Annotated in this window: 12 protein-coding genes; 4 read left to right on the top strand and 8 right to left on the bottom strand. The window is 61.2% G+C overall.

The window, feature by feature from the left end:
- Positions 1-291: 291 nt before the first annotated feature.
- The gene (locus Q5Y72_RS18585) at positions 292-1,632 is read left to right on the top strand and encodes an SAM-dependent methyltransferase (RefSeq protein ID WP_305964902.1); all 1,341 of its coding nucleotides are present in this window, start codon (positions 292-294) and stop codon (positions 1,630-1,632) included.
- Positions 1,629-2,684, top strand: coding sequence for a type II glyceraldehyde-3-phosphate dehydrogenase (locus Q5Y72_RS18580; protein WP_149789476.1), 1,056 nt, complete (start codon positions 1,629-1,631; stop codon positions 2,682-2,684). Before Q5Y72_RS18585 ends, Q5Y72_RS18580 begins: the two co-directional genes overlap by 4 nt.
- A 34-nt stretch (positions 2,685-2,718) precedes the next feature.
- On the opposite strand, the gene Q5Y72_RS18575 is transcribed toward Q5Y72_RS18580, so the two are convergent.
- The 6 genes from Q5Y72_RS18575 to Q5Y72_RS18550 are packed head-to-tail and all read right to left on the bottom strand — an operon-like array spanning position 2,719 to position 10,514.
- Positions 2,719-3,489 (bottom strand): SDR family NAD(P)-dependent oxidoreductase, encoded by a 771-nt coding sequence (locus tag Q5Y72_RS18575; protein WP_043847441.1) that lies wholly within the window; start codon positions 3,487-3,489, stop codon positions 2,719-2,721.
- A complete protein-coding gene (gene arcC / locus Q5Y72_RS18570; RefSeq protein ID WP_051487981.1) occupies positions 3,486-4,424 on the bottom strand; it encodes a carbamate kinase in 939 nt (312 codons plus the stop codon). Before arcC ends, Q5Y72_RS18575 begins: the two co-directional genes overlap by 4 nt.
- 2 nt (positions 4,425-4,426) lie before the next feature.
- A complete protein-coding gene (gene argF / locus Q5Y72_RS18565; RefSeq protein ID WP_305964901.1) occupies positions 4,427-5,428 on the bottom strand; it encodes an ornithine carbamoyltransferase in 1,002 nt (333 codons plus the stop codon).
- A gap of 14 nt (positions 5,429-5,442) precedes the next feature.
- A complete protein-coding gene (locus Q5Y72_RS18560) occupies positions 5,443-6,669 on the bottom strand; it encodes an arginine deiminase (protein WP_305964900.1) in 1,227 nt (408 codons plus the stop codon).
- A 24-nt stretch (positions 6,670-6,693) separates the two neighbouring features.
- Positions 6,694-8,142: a YfcC family protein gene (locus Q5Y72_RS18555; protein WP_305964899.1), complete on the bottom strand. Its 1,449-nt coding sequence runs from the start codon at positions 8,140-8,142 to the stop codon at positions 6,694-6,696.
- A gap of 17 nt (positions 8,143-8,159) precedes the next feature.
- A complete protein-coding gene (locus tag Q5Y72_RS18550; protein ID WP_305964904.1) occupies positions 8,160-10,514 on the bottom strand; it encodes a heavy metal translocating P-type ATPase in 2,355 nt (784 codons plus the stop codon).
- A 280-nt stretch (positions 10,515-10,794) separates the two neighbouring features.
- On the opposite strand from Q5Y72_RS18550, the gene Q5Y72_RS18545 reads away from it, so the two are divergent.
- Complete coding sequence (locus Q5Y72_RS18545; protein WP_305964898.1) at positions 10,795-11,655, top strand: patatin-like phospholipase family protein; 861 nt, start codon at positions 10,795-10,797, stop codon at positions 11,653-11,655.
- A gap of 65 nt (positions 11,656-11,720) precedes the next feature.
- Here Q5Y72_RS18545 and Q5Y72_RS18540 read toward each other — a convergent pair whose 3' ends face one another.
- On the bottom strand, positions 11,721-12,548 hold the full coding sequence (locus tag Q5Y72_RS18540; protein WP_305964903.1) for an NADH-quinone oxidoreductase subunit N: 828 nt from the start codon (positions 12,546-12,548) through the stop codon (positions 11,721-11,723).
- Positions 12,549-12,752: 204 nt separating this feature from the next.
- Here Q5Y72_RS18540 and Q5Y72_RS18535 point away from each other — a divergent pair, with 204 nt between their 5' ends.
- Positions 12,753-13,439 carry a DUF6629 family protein gene (locus Q5Y72_RS18535; protein WP_305964897.1) on the top strand — a complete coding sequence of 229 codons (687 nt, stop codon included), beginning with the start codon at positions 12,753-12,755 and terminating at the stop codon, positions 13,437-13,439.
- A gap of 878 nt (positions 13,440-14,317) precedes the next feature.
- Here the strand turns inward: Q5Y72_RS18535 and Q5Y72_RS18530 are convergent.
- Complete coding sequence (locus Q5Y72_RS18530; RefSeq protein WP_240477028.1) at positions 14,318-14,959, bottom strand: RNA polymerase sigma factor; 642 nt, start codon at positions 14,957-14,959, stop codon at positions 14,318-14,320.
- Positions 14,960-15,075 lie beyond the last annotated feature (116 nt).

Raw genomic sequence — 15,075 nt, 5'->3', positions numbered from 1 at the left:
TTAATGCTGCTGCCTTACACGCGTGCCTGAGACCGAAGCCGCAATCGAAAGATGATCACGATCGCGTTTGATAAGTCGTGGGCTCATGTCCTTCGGCGAACAATAGGCTGCAATCGGGCAAATGTGTACCGAAAGCGCTTGGACCGATACGCCCAATCGGCGCTTTCCTGCTTTCAGGTGCCGACGCAATATGGCTGCGCGCTGTAACAAACACTAGCGCCGGTCGTCTTTTTGAGAGCCGGGGTCGTTCGATGCCCCTTCCAAACTCAGACAAACGCGGAGGCACCGATCATGTCCAACAGCGAAATCTCACCTGATGAGCAGTTTGAATTGCATGACGGCGCGAGGCAGCTTCCACGCCTTGGACCCGGAAGGGCCGCGATGTGGTTACTTGCCAAATTGCTCAGCCGTCTGGTTCGGAACGGTCACCTGACTGTTATCGACCCCTGTTGTGGGACTTGGCGTTTCGGTGGCGGTGACGGCCCTGCCGTTTCAGTCCGATTGACCGACAAGGCGCTGCCTGCGCAACTTCTTGCAAACCCCAGTCTGGCGCTTGGCGAGGCCTATATGGATGGAACGCTCCGCATCGATACCGGCAGCCTGCGCGACCTTCTTTCGATTTGCATGGCTGACCTCGACGCCGTCGACGCTTTGCCCGGGAAACGGATCAGGCAAGGGCTGGACGCTTTTTTGAGCCGCAGGTTGCATCACAACCCGATCAACCGGGCCCGCTGCAACGTGGCGCACCACTATGATCTCTCGACCGAACTCTACGACCTCTTTCTTGACGCGGACCGACAGTATTCATGCGCCTACTTCGCCACAGGCAATGAAACTTTGGACGAGGCGCAAGCCCTCAAGAAACGACACATCGCTGCAAAGCTGCTGCTGCGGCCCGGCCTTGACGTTCTCGATATCGGCTCGGGCTGGGGGGGCTTGGCGCTGGAGCTTGCCCAACAGCATCAGGCCCGCGTGACCGGTCTGAGCCTGTCTACCGAACAGATCGTGGCCGCCCGCGCCAGCGCAACGCAGTCCGGCCTGTCCGAACAGGTCGCCTTTAAACTCCGCGACTACCGGCAAGAGAAAGGCCAGTATGACCGTGTCGTTTCGGTGGGCATGTTCGAGCATGTGGGCCGCAGTGGATTTGATGACTATTTCAGCACGATCCGAAGGGTTCTCAAGCCGGATGGAGTCGCGCTTGTACATGCGATCGGTACGATGGCACCCAAAGGTGGCAGCGATGCGTGGATCAGGAAATACATTTTCCCCGGTGGCTATCTTCCGTCACTGTCCGAAACGATCTCGGCGGCGGAACGTTCTGGGCTTTGGGTCACCGATGTCGAGGTCCTGCGCCTGCATTATGCAGAGACCCTGCGGCACTGGTCCGAACGCTTCGCAGCCGAGCGCGGGACCGCGCGGAGGCTTTACGACGAACGGTTCTGCCGCATTTGGGAATTCTATCTGGCTGTCTGCGAAATGGCATTCCGGCATGGCCGGTTGATGGTGTTCCAGCTCCAGTTGGCCAAACGCCGCGACACCGTTCCGTTGACGCGGAATTACATCGCGGACGCTGAGGCAGATCACCACTGCCACATCAGGGCACTCGGCAAACAAATAGGGAGAGCAAGATGACAGGCAAAGGGCAAATCAAGGTCGCCGTGAACGGATACGGTGTGATCGGCAAGCGCGTAGCCGACGCGGTGGCCGTGCAGGCCGACATGGACCTGATCGGCGTGGCGGATGTCGTGGCCGACTGGCGCGCCCGGATGCCGGCAACCAAGGGCTTTGCCCTCTACGCTGCAGACCCGGAACGGGAATCCGCGATACAAAAGGCCGGCCTGAACCTCGCCGGCGGCTTGGACGATCTGTTGGCCGCCGCCGACATCGTGATCGATTGCACGCCGAAAAAGATCGCCGCTCAGAATGTGGAAACATACCGCGACAAAGGCATCCGTTTCATCGTTCACGGCGGCGAAAAACACAGCGTAACGGGCCATTCCTTTGTCGCCGAAGCGAATTATGAAACGGCGCTCGGGCGCGACAGCACCCGTGTCGTGTCCTGCAACACGACCTCGATCGTCCGCACGCTGAGCGCACTCAAACGGTCCGGCCTGCTTGGCTCGGCGCGCGGAACGCTGCTTCGGCGCGCCACTGATCCATGGGAAAGCCATCTGGGCGGGATCATGAACACGCTCGTTCCCGAACCCGAAATCCCTAGCCACCAAGGCCCCGATGCGCAAAGCGTCGATCCCGACCTTGACGTGATCACGATGGCCGTCAAGGTGCCCCAGACCCTTGCGCATTTGCACTACTGGTCCGTGAGGATGCCGCGCAAGGCATCAAAGGATGAGGTGCTGGACGCATTCTGCGCGTCGTCCCGCATTGCTCTGATCCGGATGTCGGACGGGCTGGGTGCAATCAACGCAGTCAAGGAGATGATGGCCGATCTCGGGCGCCCCAACGACAGCCTCTACGAGGTGGCCCTGTGGGAGGACATGCTCAGGGTAGAGGGCGACGAGTTGTTCTATGCCTATATGGTCGACAACCAGGCTATCGTGATCCCCGAGACCATCGACGCGATCCGTGCCCTAACCCAAGCTGAGCCAGACGGAGCCGCATCGATTGCGCGCACGAATGCGGCGCTGGGTGTCGGTGCGTTTGCGGCCAACACACCGACGCGTTAGCAAGAGGCACTGAGGACTGAATTGGCGTGACTGATCAGCCCGCCGCCATGCCCCCGTCGACGGGATATTGCGCTCCGGTGATGAACGCGGAATCGTCGGAGGCGAGGAAGAGGACGAGGTTGGCGATATCGAGGCTTTCGCCATAGCGACCCAGCGGGATCGTATCGGAAAGCTGCTGCTTTACTTCATCGCCGCGACCGGGATTGAAGCCTTCCTCCAGCGACCGCATCATCCGGGTGTTGACCGGCGATGGATGCACGGAATTGACCCGCACGTTGTGGCCCGCCGCCTCGATCGCAGCCGCGCGCGTCAGGCCGACTACGGCATGTTTCGACGTGATATAGGGCGCGACGTTTGGGCTGCCTTTGAGACCCGCAATGGACGACATGTTGATAACGCTTCCCGATTTCCGTCCGATCATCACCGGCAAGACATGCTGCAATCCAAGGAATGCGCCGCGCACGTTGACTGCCATCACGCGGTCGAAATCCTTGATCTTCTGATCGATCAGTGGCGCGACCTTGCCCTCGATCCCGGCGTTGTTGAAGAACACGTCGATGCGTCCGAATTTCTCGACGGTCTGCGCGACATATCGTTCGCAATCCTCGACCGACGATACGTCGGCCGCGATTGTCAGCACATCGCCCGAATTTCCAAGATCCCTCGCGGTATCCGACAGATCACTTTCCCTGAGGTCGACAAGCGCGACCTTGGCACCTTCGCTGAGAAAGAGCCGCGCGGTTTCCAGACCGATACCAGCTGCGCCCCCGGTGATCAGGGCGACTTTGTCGGCGAGACGTTTCATCGAGAATCTCCTTTTGATGATTTTGGGGGTGACGAACGAACCTGCGTCCCGGCCGTTCCATCCAGAAGCGCCAGCGCATCCTCAAGCTGACCGATACCAGCGAGGCCTCCTGCCTCCGCGAAATCGGCCGCTGCCGCCATCTTGGGGCCCATAGAGCCCGCCGCCAGGTCGAGCGCCCGCGCCTCTGGCGGGGTGAGATGTCGGATGGGCGCCGCATCATCCGTTCCGAAATCCCGGTAGGCCGCATCCACGTCAGTGAGCAGAAGCAGCGCATCCGCCCCGAGCCGTTGCGCAAGCAGCGCGCTGGCGGCATCCTTGTCGATCACGGCCTCGATCCCGGTCATGCTGCCGTCGGGCAGGCGCAGCACGGGAATGCCCCCGCCTCCGGTGCAGATCACGATCACACCCTGATCCAGCAGCAGGCGCAGCACACGCAGATCCGGAATGTCCTGCGGCTTTGGCGAAGGCACGACGCGCCGCCATTTGTCCCCGTCCTGCGCGATGCTCCAACCGGCGGCGGTGGCGCGTGTTTCGGCCTCGTCGCGGGAATAGACCGGGCCGATGAACTTGCTGGGCGCCTGAAACGCGGGGTCGTCCGCGTGGACCACAACCTGCGTCAGAAGCGTGGCGACCGGAAGCGCATGATCCAGCGCATTCTCCAGTTCCTGCTCGATCATGTAGCCGATCATGCCGACGGTTTCCGCACCCAGCACGTCGAGAGGAAATGCCTCGTCGGGTTTGTACACCGCCCCCTGAAGCGCCAGCAGCCCGACCTGCGGACCGTTGCCGTGGGTCACGACCAGTGTGTGCCCGGCGCGCACGATATTTGCCAGCGCAGCGGACGCAGTCCGGACGTTGGCGCGTTGATTGTCTGCCGTCAGGGGTTGACCCCGCTGCAGCAGGGCGTTCCCGCCAAGCGCTGCGACCACCAGCACGGCTAGTTAGCCAATGTGGCGACAAGGATCGCCTTGATGGTGTGTAGCCGGTTCTCGGCCTGATCAAAGACTATGGAGGCCGGGCTTTCGAACACCTCTTCGGTCACTTCCATCGCCGTGATGTCGAAATGTTTTGCGATGTCGGCACCGACCTCAGTCTCGGCGTTGTGGAAGGCGGGCAGGCAGTGCATGAACTTGGTCTGCGGATTGCCGGTCTGCGCCATCACGTCCGAGTTGACCTGATAGGGCAGAAGTTGGCGGATACGTTCTTCCCATTTGTCCTTGGATTCACCCATCGACAGCCAGACATCGGTGTAGATGAAATCGGCCCCTTTCACCGCCTCGCCCACCTCTTCGGTGATGGTGATGCGCGCGCCGGTGGTCTCGGCGATCCGGTGCGCTTCGTCCTGAATGGCTGGATCGGGCCAACAGGCCTTTGGCCCGCACAGACGGACATCCATACCCATCTTGGCGCCGCCGATCAGCAGGCTGTCGCCCATGTTGTTGCCCGCATCCCCTAGAAACGCATAAGCGACCTGACCCAGCGGTTTGTCGGAATGCTCTGACATGGTGAGAAAATCGGCGAGAATCTGAGTTGGGTGAAATTCGTCCGTCAGGCCATTATAGACAGGTACCCCGGCATATTGTGCGAGTGTCTCGACGATGGGATGACCAAAACCGCGATATTCGATCGCGTCATAGACCCGGCCCAGCACGCGGGCGGTGTCCTTGACGGTCTCCTTCTTGCCCAGATGCGACCCCGACGGCCCCAGATAGGTGACATGGGCGCCCTGATCGTTGGCGGCCACCTCGAAACCCACGCGCGTGCGGGTGCTGTCCTTCTCAAAGATCAGCGCAATTTCCTTGCCGGTCAGGCGCGGCACCTCGTAACCGCCGTATTTCGCTGCCTTGAGGTCGGCCGAGAGTTTCAGCAGAAAGCCGATTTCCCGCGGGCTGAAGTCGCGCAGCGCAAGAAAGTGGCGGTTTCGCAGATTGTACGACATGGGTCTTCCTTTTGTCAGATTGCGTCGCGAATGGTCGGGCAGCTCATGCAGTGGCTTCCACCCCTGCCCCGGCCCAGTTCGGCGCCGGGGATGGCTAGAACTTCGATCCCGGCGTCCTTCAATGCTGCGTTGGTGTCGTCGTTGCGGTCATAGCCGATTACAACACCGGGCCGCAGCGCCAGCACGTTGTTGCCATCGTTCCATTGTTCGCGCGATTGCTCGGCCAGATCGCTGCCGCCCGTCGGAACAAGATGCAGCTTCTTGAAACCCAATATCTCGGCGGTGATCTCGAACAGGTGTCGGGCATCGCGCCGGATATCAAGCGCGGTACTGCCTGTGGCGGGACGCAGATCATAGCAGGTGATCGCGTCAGCCACTTCCTTGAACGTGGTCACGACATCGTTGCCGCAATGGGTGAACACCGTGTCCAGATGCATTGCCGCCCGCGACCGGGGCATCTGGCAGGCGATGACGCGCGTCACATCCCCCCCCTGAAATAACGCCTCGGCCAACTGACCCACAGCCTGCGGAGACGAGCGTTCCCCCATACCGACCATCACGACGCCATGGCCGATGGGCATGATGTCGCCGCCTTCCAACGTAGCGGCGCCAAAATCGCGCGTCGGATCGCCGAACCAGACACGCGCATCTGCGAACTTGGGGTGGAACCGATAGACAGCCGCCATCAACAGCGTTTCGGGTCGCCGTGCTGGCCAGTACATCGGGTTCAGAGAGACGCCGCCATAGACCGAGGCGGAATTGTCCCGCGTGAAGATGAAATTGGGCAGCGGTGGCAAAACAAAGCCGTTGAGGCCGAGATAGCTGCCGAACATGCCAGACGGGGTGAAAGGCAAATCGTCGACGGTGATCCCACCAACGAGAAACCGGGCCAGATCAGCGCCGGACAACTCCTCCATCCAGCCGCGCAGATCGTCGCGCATGCCGACGCCGACTTCGTTGCGGGTGATGCGATGGTCAAGCACCCAGCTGCGCGCCTCGGAAGTGTCGAGCGTCTCGGCGAGCAGCGCCATGGCATCCAGGACCTCGATCCCTTCACCGCGCATGATGTCGGCAAAGGCAGCATGGTCCTTGATCGCTTGCTTGACCCAGAACACATCATCGAACAGCAGATCGGCGCAGTTTTCGGGGGTCAGGCGGCGGTGGGCAAGTCCGGGCGGCGACACGATCACCTGCCGCAATTGCCCGGTTTCCGAATGGACGCCCAGTTTCGGTTCAGACATCTGTGATTACTCCAATGTATCTGGTCAAAGAATCGCGGCCAAGCTGATGCTGGCCGAGATGAAAACGACGAGGATCAGCAGCAATGGCCACACGAAGACGACCCACCGGTCGAACGACACGCGTCCGATCGCCAGACCGCCGATCACCACTGCGGATGTCGGCGTGATCAGGTTCACCAGCCCGCTTGCGGACTGATAGGCCGTCACGACAAGGTCCCGACCGACGCCCGCAAAATCCCCCAACGGGGCGAGGATCGGCATCGACAGAACCGCCAGGCCGGACGAGGACGGCACAAGAAAGCTCATCCCGATCTCGATCCAGAGCATCAGGTTGATGAACGCGATTTCCGGCAGGCCGCCGAGGGTCTCGGCGGCACTGTTCAGGATCGTATCGGCGATCAGACCTTGTTCCATGATCACCACGATGCCGCGCGCCAGCCCGATCACGAGCGCCACGCCCAGCAGATCCTTGGCGCCATCGACAAAGGCCGATGTCAGCTTTTTCTCGCCCATCCGCGCGACAAGTCCGACGACGATAGCCATGCCGAAGAAAAGCGCCCCCATTCGGGCCATCCACCATCCCTGGCTCGACACGCCCCAGATCATCACGGCGAAGGTCGCGAAGAAAAGAACCAGAACCAGCTTCTGGGTGCCGGTCAGCTTCGGCTCGCTGAATTCTGCATCCGTCTCCTTAAGGAAAAACCGCCTGTCGCTTTCGCGTTGCGCCGCAACGACGGATCGCGCCGGGGCCGCCTTGATTCTTGAGGCGTAACGCATGACATAGGCGGTGCAGATCGCCAGACCGCCGATCAGGATGATCAGACGCAGCCCCATACCTTCGGTAAATGGAATGCCCGCCGCATTCGAGGCGATGACGGTGGCGAATGGGTTGATCGTCGATCCCAATGTGCCGATGCCCGCGCCGATCAGAATGATTGCCACGCCGGTTATTGAATCGTAGCCTGCGGCAATGACCACAGGGATCAGCAGCGCGTAGAAGGCGAGGGTTTCTTCGGCCATGCCGTAGGTCGTTCCGCCCAATGCGAAAAGCGACATGAGGATTGGGATCATCCATATCTCGCGTCCCTTGAGGCGACCCATCGCGGTCTGGATCCCGGTGTCGATGGATTTTGTAGCGTTCACCACTCCCAGAAAACCACCGAGAAGCAGCACGAACAGCGCCACGTCAATGGCATTGGCGGAATAGCTGTCGGGGTCATAGAACCCCGCGACAGGTGCCAGCATGACATCGACAAACCCCTGCGGATTGGCTTCGACCGTCTGATAGGTGCCTGGCACCGCGATCTCGCGCCCGACCTCTTCATTCATCGCGCGGTCGTACTGCCCGGCAGGGATGATCCAGGTCAGGGCCGCAACGGCGATGATCAGCAGAAAAAGGATGGAATAGGCCGTGGGAAATCGTGCTGCCAATCCGCCCTCATCGGGCTTTTTGTCTATAGATGTATCGGTCATCGTGGCCTCCCCTTCTTTCAATGTGTTTGGTGTGTTTGAGGTGCGGAACCCGAGGCCCGGACGGTTTCGGAATTCGCCGGGTCCCGCCGAGCACCTGCGCTGCCTTTGCCTTCGCTGATCCCTTCCAGCCGCGTCCGCTTGAGCAGCAGCGCATTGACGGCAACCAGCGCCGAGCTGCCCGACATGGCAATCGCGGCGACGGCAGGGCTGATGATCAGCGGGTAGAACACGCCCGCTGCAGCGGGGAAGGCGATCACGTTGTAGGCCACCGCCCAGAACAGGTTCTGGTGCATCTTGCGCAAGGTGGCGCGAGATAGTTCGATCGCGCCCACAACATCGTAGGGATCGCTTTTCATCAGCACGACATCGGCGCTTTCCATCGCCACATCCGTGCCCGCGCCGATGGCAAAGCCGACATCGGCCTGGGTCAGCGCGGGCGCGTCGTTGACGCCGTCACCGACCATGCCCACTTTCTTGCCCTGGGCCTGAAGCTCCTTGACCTTCTCGGCCTTCTGCCCCGGCAGCACGTCTGCAAGCACCATGTCGATGCCAAGCTCGCCCGCGATCCGCCGCGCGGTGCCTTCGTTGTCGCCGGTCAGCATCGCGACCTCGACCCCGCGCTCGCGCAGCTTGGCCACGGCGGCCATGGCGCTTGGGCGCGGTGCATCGGCGATGGCGATCAGCCCGAGCATCCGCCCGCCCTTCGCCACATGCACCACGGTGCGGCCCTCGCCCTTCAGGCGCTCGGCTTGGGCATCGAGCGCGCCAAGGTCGATGCCTTGCTCGTCCATCAGCCGACGGTTGCCGACCAGCACCGGCTCGCCCGCGATCTCGGCGCGTGCGCCGCGGCCTTCAAGGTTCTCGAACCCGGCCATCTGCGGCACATCGAGCCCTTCGGCGCGCTGGACGATGGCCAGCGCCAGGGGGTGCTCCGATCCGCGATCGACAGAGGCCGCGGCGCGCAACGCATCATCCTCGTTACCCCCGTCGGCCGCGACGAGTTCCACAACGCGCGGCTCGCCCATCGTCAGCGTGCCGGTTTTGTCGAAGACGATCACGTCGAGCTTGGTCGCATCCTCAAGCGCCCCGGCATTCTTGAACAAGATGCCGTGCTGCGCCCCCAACCCCGTGCCCACCATGACAGCCATCGGCGTGGCCAGCCCAAGCGCATCCGGGCAGGCGATGACGAAAACGGTGATCGTCAGTGTCAGCGCGAACAGCAGCGGCGATCCGATCCACCAGAACCAGACCGCGAAGGTGGCCAGCCCGATCACGATGGCAATGAGGACCAGCCATTGCGACGCACGGTCGGCCAGAAGCTGTGCCGGTGCCTTGGAATTCTGCGCCTCCTGCACCAGCTTGACGATCTGCGCCAGCGCGGTGTCGGCGCCAACCTTTGTGGCGCGGTAGCGGAAGGTGCCGCTTTTGTTGATTGTGGCGCCGATGACGGTATCGCCCACGCTCTTGTTCACGGGCATCGACTCGCCGGTCAGCATCGACTCGTCCACCAGGGACGCGCCCTCGAGCACCTCGCCATCCACCGGGATCTTGTTGCCGGGGCGGATCACCACCGTTTCACCCTGAAGTACCTCGGAGGTCGGCACCTCGATCTCCTGCCCGTCGCGGATCACCGTGGCCATCGGCGGCGCGAGATCGAGCAACGCTCGGATCGCCGCAGAGGCACCGGCGCGCGCTCGCATTTCCAGCCAGTGGCCCAGCAGGATGAAGACCAGCAGTACCGCGACCGCCTCGTAGAACTGCACGCCGGGAAAGAAGAAGGTCGAGCCAACACTGAAGACGTATCCGGTGCCGACCGACAACACGACCAGCACGGCCATGTTAAGGATGCCGTTCTTCAGCGCCCGCCAGGCGGCTACGAAAAACGGCCAACTGGGCCAGACGATGCCCGCGCTGCCGAGGAAGAACAGCCAAAGGTCCAGCCTCAGGCCGAAAGGCGGCGCCGGGGGCGTGAACATGCCGCCCATCGGCGAGTAGATGAAGATCGGGATGGTAAAGAGCAGCGCCACCCAGAACCGGTTGCGCATGTCGCGGACCATGTCGGCCATCTCCATGCCGCCGCCGTGACCCATCTCATGGGCCATCGCGTCCTTGGCAACGGGCCCTGTCGCGCCATGCGCCGCGTGGTCTTCATGGCCGGTGTGGTCCATCTGGCAGATATGGTTCGGCATACGCTCTCCGGCGCAGTGAAAGCCGCAGGCGTCGATCGCCTTGCGCAGCGCCTCCTCGTTCACCACCGTTTCGTCGTACTGCACTGTCACACTGGCAGACGCAGGGTTCGCTTCCGCCCGGTGAACGCCGTCGAGGGCGGATACATGACGTTCGACCGCGAGATGATCGAGTTCCTCGAACAATCCGCGGACCTCAAGGGTCAAGGTTTTCAATGCTGGCTCCTGTCGATTAATCCTTGCGGTCGCGAAGGTCCGTCAGGGGAATAGACGTTGCCAGGCATCGGACGTTACAGTGTCCGGCGAAAATCTTCGCAGGCACTGCCGCTGGTGTCACCCATGAGACGGTAACGCTTTACGTACACTCGCGTCAGTATTTCCGTATGGCGCGCACTGGCGCAGGGTCGGGCAGCCTGGGACCAACCAATTGACGAAAAGCCAAATTGCGGAGTTGGAATTGAGCAGCATGACCAAAGCGAGCACTGCAACCCACAAGTGCTTTGCCCTCGTGCTAAGGGGCGGCGGGGCAAGGGGCCTCTCGCATGCTGGCGTACTCAGAGCTTTGATCGCCAGGGGCTACATCCCAAGCGCCGTCGTGGGCGTGTCGATGGGCGCGGTTGTCGGTGCTACGTATGCTCTTAATGACAAATGGTACGACGCACTCGTGGGCATGGATACCAGCGGGTTTCCGGCAACACCGGACTTTCGCGTGCCTGGAATGGCTGCAAGGATCAGGGGAATGCGGCTTGCTTTGCTTGCCGCGCGGGACATGTATTTTGGCTGGGGATCAGGCGCGCGCACCGAGACCTGGGGCCGCAGTGTCCTGTCCGGCCTGACCAAGGGCAAGAACCTGCAGGACGGCCGCATCCCGGCTTTTGTCTGTGCAACCGACATGCTGTCTGGCCAACGCGTGGTATTCGGCAAGGGAGATGCCACTGATTATGTCTATTCAAGCGCGGCGCTGGCCGGAATACTGCCGCCCCTTGTCGATGATCCGTATGTACTGATGGACGGAGCCTATTCCGATATCGCGCCGGTGGACGTCGCCAGGGCCACCGGCGCGGAAGTCGTGATCGCTGTGGATCCCAGCCAGCGCGAAAACGCGACTGGCCCGAAAAACGGCTTGCAGGCGATGATGCGATCCATCGAGGTCTGCCAGTATGAACATGCGCGACTGCGTTTTGAGCAAGCGGATTTTGTGATCCGACCCGCTTTCAGCCAGACCATCGGCACACTGGAATTCCGGCAAAAGCGTCATTGTATTGCGGCAGGCGCCGTGGCGACCCGCCGCGCATATAACGACATCAGCATGCTGCTCGCCCCCTGATCGGCGAGTTGCCCCCGACGTGCGATTGCGCTCAGTTGCAGTCACCCAGGAAACATCCCTGCAAGCTACCCCATGAGCAGCGTGATCGGCGCGGTCGCGCCCAACACGATCATCAGCGGCGGCGCCGGGGCGGCGCTGTCCTGTCCGGACTCTCGCGGCTGACACATCGGCACCACGATGCGCAGGTAGGCCGCCAGCGCCAGCACGCTGTTGAGAATGCCGATCACCGCCAGCCACAGATAGCCCGGCTCGATCGCCGTACCGAAGAGCAGCACCTTGCCGAAAAAGCAGAAAAGCGGCGGAATGCCCGTCATTGACAGCAGGAACACCACCATCGCTACGCCGATCACAGGGCGCGCGCGGCCGAAGCCCCGGAAGTCGTCAAGGCTGCGTCCGGCGACCATGATCACCGCGAAGGCGCCGAGATTCATCGCCACATAGGCCGCGCTGAACACGATCACCGAGGGCAGCGCCAGCAAGCCTGGCCCCAGATCCACGATCCCCATCATGAAATAACCCGCCTGCGCCATCGACGAATAGGCCAGCAGGCGCACCTCGTTGCTTTGCACCAGCGCCGCCAGGTAGCCGCACGTCATCGTCATGGCGGCGATTAGCGCGACCACCATCGGCCAGCTGGTACCGACCGGTAGGTCGCGCAAGATCTGCGCGAAGGCGAAGATTGCCGCGACCTTGGTAATTACCGACAGATAGGCGGCCACGGACACCGGCGCGCCGTCATAGGCGTCGGGTGCCCAAAACTGGAACGGCACCAGCGCCGCCTTGTAGCCCAGCCCGATCAGCACCGCGGTCAGCCCGGCCAGCGCGATCAGCGTCCTGCCCGCCAGCCGGCCCAGCTCGGAAAAGAGCGTCGAGCCGGCACCGCCGTACGAGATGGACCAGCCGGAGACCCGGCGTTCAATCGTGCCGCTTTAGCCTCTGCGCCCGCGTGACTGCCGCGGCGACGCGGAGCAGGCCTTCCGCCTCCTGTTTTTGGGGGGAGCCGGACCAATCCTGCGGCTGAGGATTTGCATTCTTTTCAAGGCTGTAGAAGTCGCTTACGTTTGGAAACAGAGAGTAGGCCTGAAAAGGAGAATGCCATGTGCCTGTCGGCCCAAGTCAGTTTTGCTGCAAGCGTTTTCCTTGTCGGGGGTGGGGCCGCCATTTCAATCGTGGCCTTCCAGCGCAACAAACGCTATCTCCCGCTTGCATTGATGCCGCTTTTCGCAGGTCTTCAGCAATTCACTGAGGGTTTCGTGTGGGTTGGCATGAACGGAAATGATCCCCTGGCGGTCTTGTGGGGGGCAATGGGGTTCATCTTCTTCACGTGGTTCATGTGGCCGATATGGGTTCCCTTCTCGGTTTATGTGCTGGAGCCGGACGACAGTCCGCGCAAGCGATTGTTCCGCCTCATGGCGCTGATCGGACTGGCCTTCGGCCTGCTGCTATACATCCCGCACGGGCTCAACAGCGACATGGTTGTGGTAGAGATCAACAACCAGTCGCTGGCCTATGAAAAATCCATGTGGCTCGATTTCATGATGCCGCGGTGGTTGACCAACACGATCTACGTGACCCTCATCACCCTGCCGCCGGCCCTGTCGCACTACAAACATGTGCGCCATTTCGCCTTGACGCTGGTGGCGGTGATCGTGGTCGATATCGCTTTCCTGCAATATGCCTACATCTCTTTCTTCTGCCTGCTGGCAGGACTTGCGACGCTGCATCTGGTCTACATCATCCTGACAAATAAGTGCGCCCGTGAATGTCCTGAACTGTTTGCCTAAATCCGACAAGTAAATGGCGCGCTCTACGGAATCACAACGGCGATTCTCTGTATTTCTTACCGGCCTGTCCAAGGGGTCGTCGTAGGCTGAACGTCAGGGCTTCCGGGACGCTGCCATGGTACCGGCGCGTGAATGGGCGGGCTGTCTGGTCGGTCATTGATTATTGCGCTTCGTCTTGCGGGCTTAGACTGTGTTGGTTGGTTTGGTCACTGTGGCGTCATGTGGTCTGCGGGGCGGCCTTCCCTGCCTTGCGCCTAGCGTCGGTTCCTGTCTTGAGGGCTTTTTACAGGGATGGCCACGAGCGCTTCTTCGACAACAATGCCGTCACGATGTGCTTCGACTATTCTGCTGGCGAGCAAAACCGAAACGAGGATACCAACCAGAATGAGAGGTCCGAACATGTCTGTCTTCCTTGCTGATGAACGCTGATTGCGCGGTTCATAAGTGTAGACGCCGGCTCTGTCCTTTCGTTACACACATCGGGGTGCGGTCCGTAACCCGACCACTCAGTGGCCCACACTTCGCCTCCCTTCCCCGCGCGTTTGATCTTCGTCCGACGCCGATACTGTGAGGACTGACGATACCAAAGCACTGGCTATCTGGCGGCGGAACAAAAAAAGAGCTGTTTTGGCGTCACCTGTGCTGAGCCCGACCGCGTCTGCCGCAGACCGAAGGCTCCGCCCTTCGACATCTACCTTGAGAAACAACTCGCCCGACAGCCTTCCAACATCGGCCTCAACAATGCTTCGACACTCGCAAAACACATCCGAAATCAAGTCTGCGACTGCCTGCGCATCTGTCGGTTCCGTGGTCATACGATCCTCCCGAGCGTCTTCTTTATGAAGACGCCGTTTGAAGCGCAGCATTACAAAACCGCCTCAAGACGGGGTGTTTTCGTCCTTACAATCGGTCTCTTCAACAGGATGCTCGCAGCCGACCGGCGGACAGGAGCAATCGTCAAAGCCATGACGGCAACAAGGGCCGCAGTGGGCCATCAACGCGTCACCCAAGGCGGCGCGGGCGCGGTGGAGACGCACATTCAGTGTGCCGGACTTAAGCCCGAGGTCCGCTGCCACAATGCCGCGATCCTCGTCGTCAATGTCAATTCGGCGGATCAGTTCGGCGTCACCGGAACGCAGTTCAGTGACCAGCCCTTTGACGCAGTTGCAGATCACGTCCATGTCTTCGACCGGGTCATCCGCGACAACCGCAGACTGAACTTCCAGTGCGACAGCCTCTGTCAGACGCCTCGACCGTCCCGACTTGCGATAGTGATCATTCAGCGCCGAACGCAACACCGCGTAAAGCCAGGCATCCATGCGGTCCGCCTCGCGCAGCTGATCCTTACGTGCCAGAACGCGGATGCAAAACTCCTGCAGAACGTCCTCAGCATCGGCCCGGTTTCCCAGCCGTTTGACGAGAAACCCCAAAAACGCATTTCTGTTCACCGACAGTGTTGTCTCGAGGCCGGGCGGATCACCGTCGCTGTCCATTGGGATATGGTTTTTGGTTTCCGACATGGTTGCACGCCGCCCTTGCACCGAAATTCCGATCCAGCCCGGCAGGCGGATACATCGAACATGTCGCCATGGGCAGATACCATGAAGCTATCCATTCCAAGGCGAAATTCCAATGT

Source organism: Paracoccus spongiarum (genome assembly GCF_030732095.1).
Taxonomy (GTDB): Bacteria; Pseudomonadota; Alphaproteobacteria; order Rhodobacterales; family Rhodobacteraceae; genus Paracoccus; species Paracoccus spongiarum.
Note: the sequence above shows the minus strand (reverse complement) of the source record. Positions and strands in the feature narration are given on the sequence as shown.

Bases quoted from the DNA above. Each gene is read 5' to 3' on its own strand.
- Q5Y72_RS18575 (WP_043847441.1), bottom strand. From the start codon at position 3,489: ATGAAACGTCTCGCCGACAAAGTCGCCCTGATCACCGGGGGCGCAGCT.
- Q5Y72_RS18530 (WP_240477028.1), bottom strand. From the start codon at position 14,959: ATGTCGGAAACCAAAAACCATATCCCAATGGACAGCGACGGTGATCCG.
- argF (WP_305964901.1), bottom strand. From the start codon at position 5,428: ATGTCGTACAATCTGCGAAACCGCCACTTTCTTGCGCTGCGCGACTTC.
- Q5Y72_RS18585 (WP_305964902.1), top strand. From the start codon at position 292: ATGTCCAACAGCGAAATCTCACCTGATGAGCAGTTTGAATTGCATGAC.
- Q5Y72_RS18535 (WP_305964897.1), top strand. From the start codon at position 12,753: ATGTGCCTGTCGGCCCAAGTCAGTTTTGCTGCAAGCGTTTTCCTTGTC.
- Q5Y72_RS18560 (WP_305964900.1), bottom strand. From the start codon at position 6,669: ATGTCTGAACCGAAACTGGGCGTCCATTCGGAAACCGGGCAATTGCGG.
- Q5Y72_RS18545 (WP_305964898.1), top strand. From the start codon at position 10,795: ATGACCAAAGCGAGCACTGCAACCCACAAGTGCTTTGCCCTCGTGCTA.
- Q5Y72_RS18580 (WP_149789476.1), top strand. From the start codon at position 1,629: ATGACAGGCAAAGGGCAAATCAAGGTCGCCGTGAACGGATACGGTGTG.
- Q5Y72_RS18555 (WP_305964899.1), bottom strand. From the start codon at position 8,142: ATGACCGATACATCTATAGACAAAAAGCCCGATGAGGGCGGATTGGCA.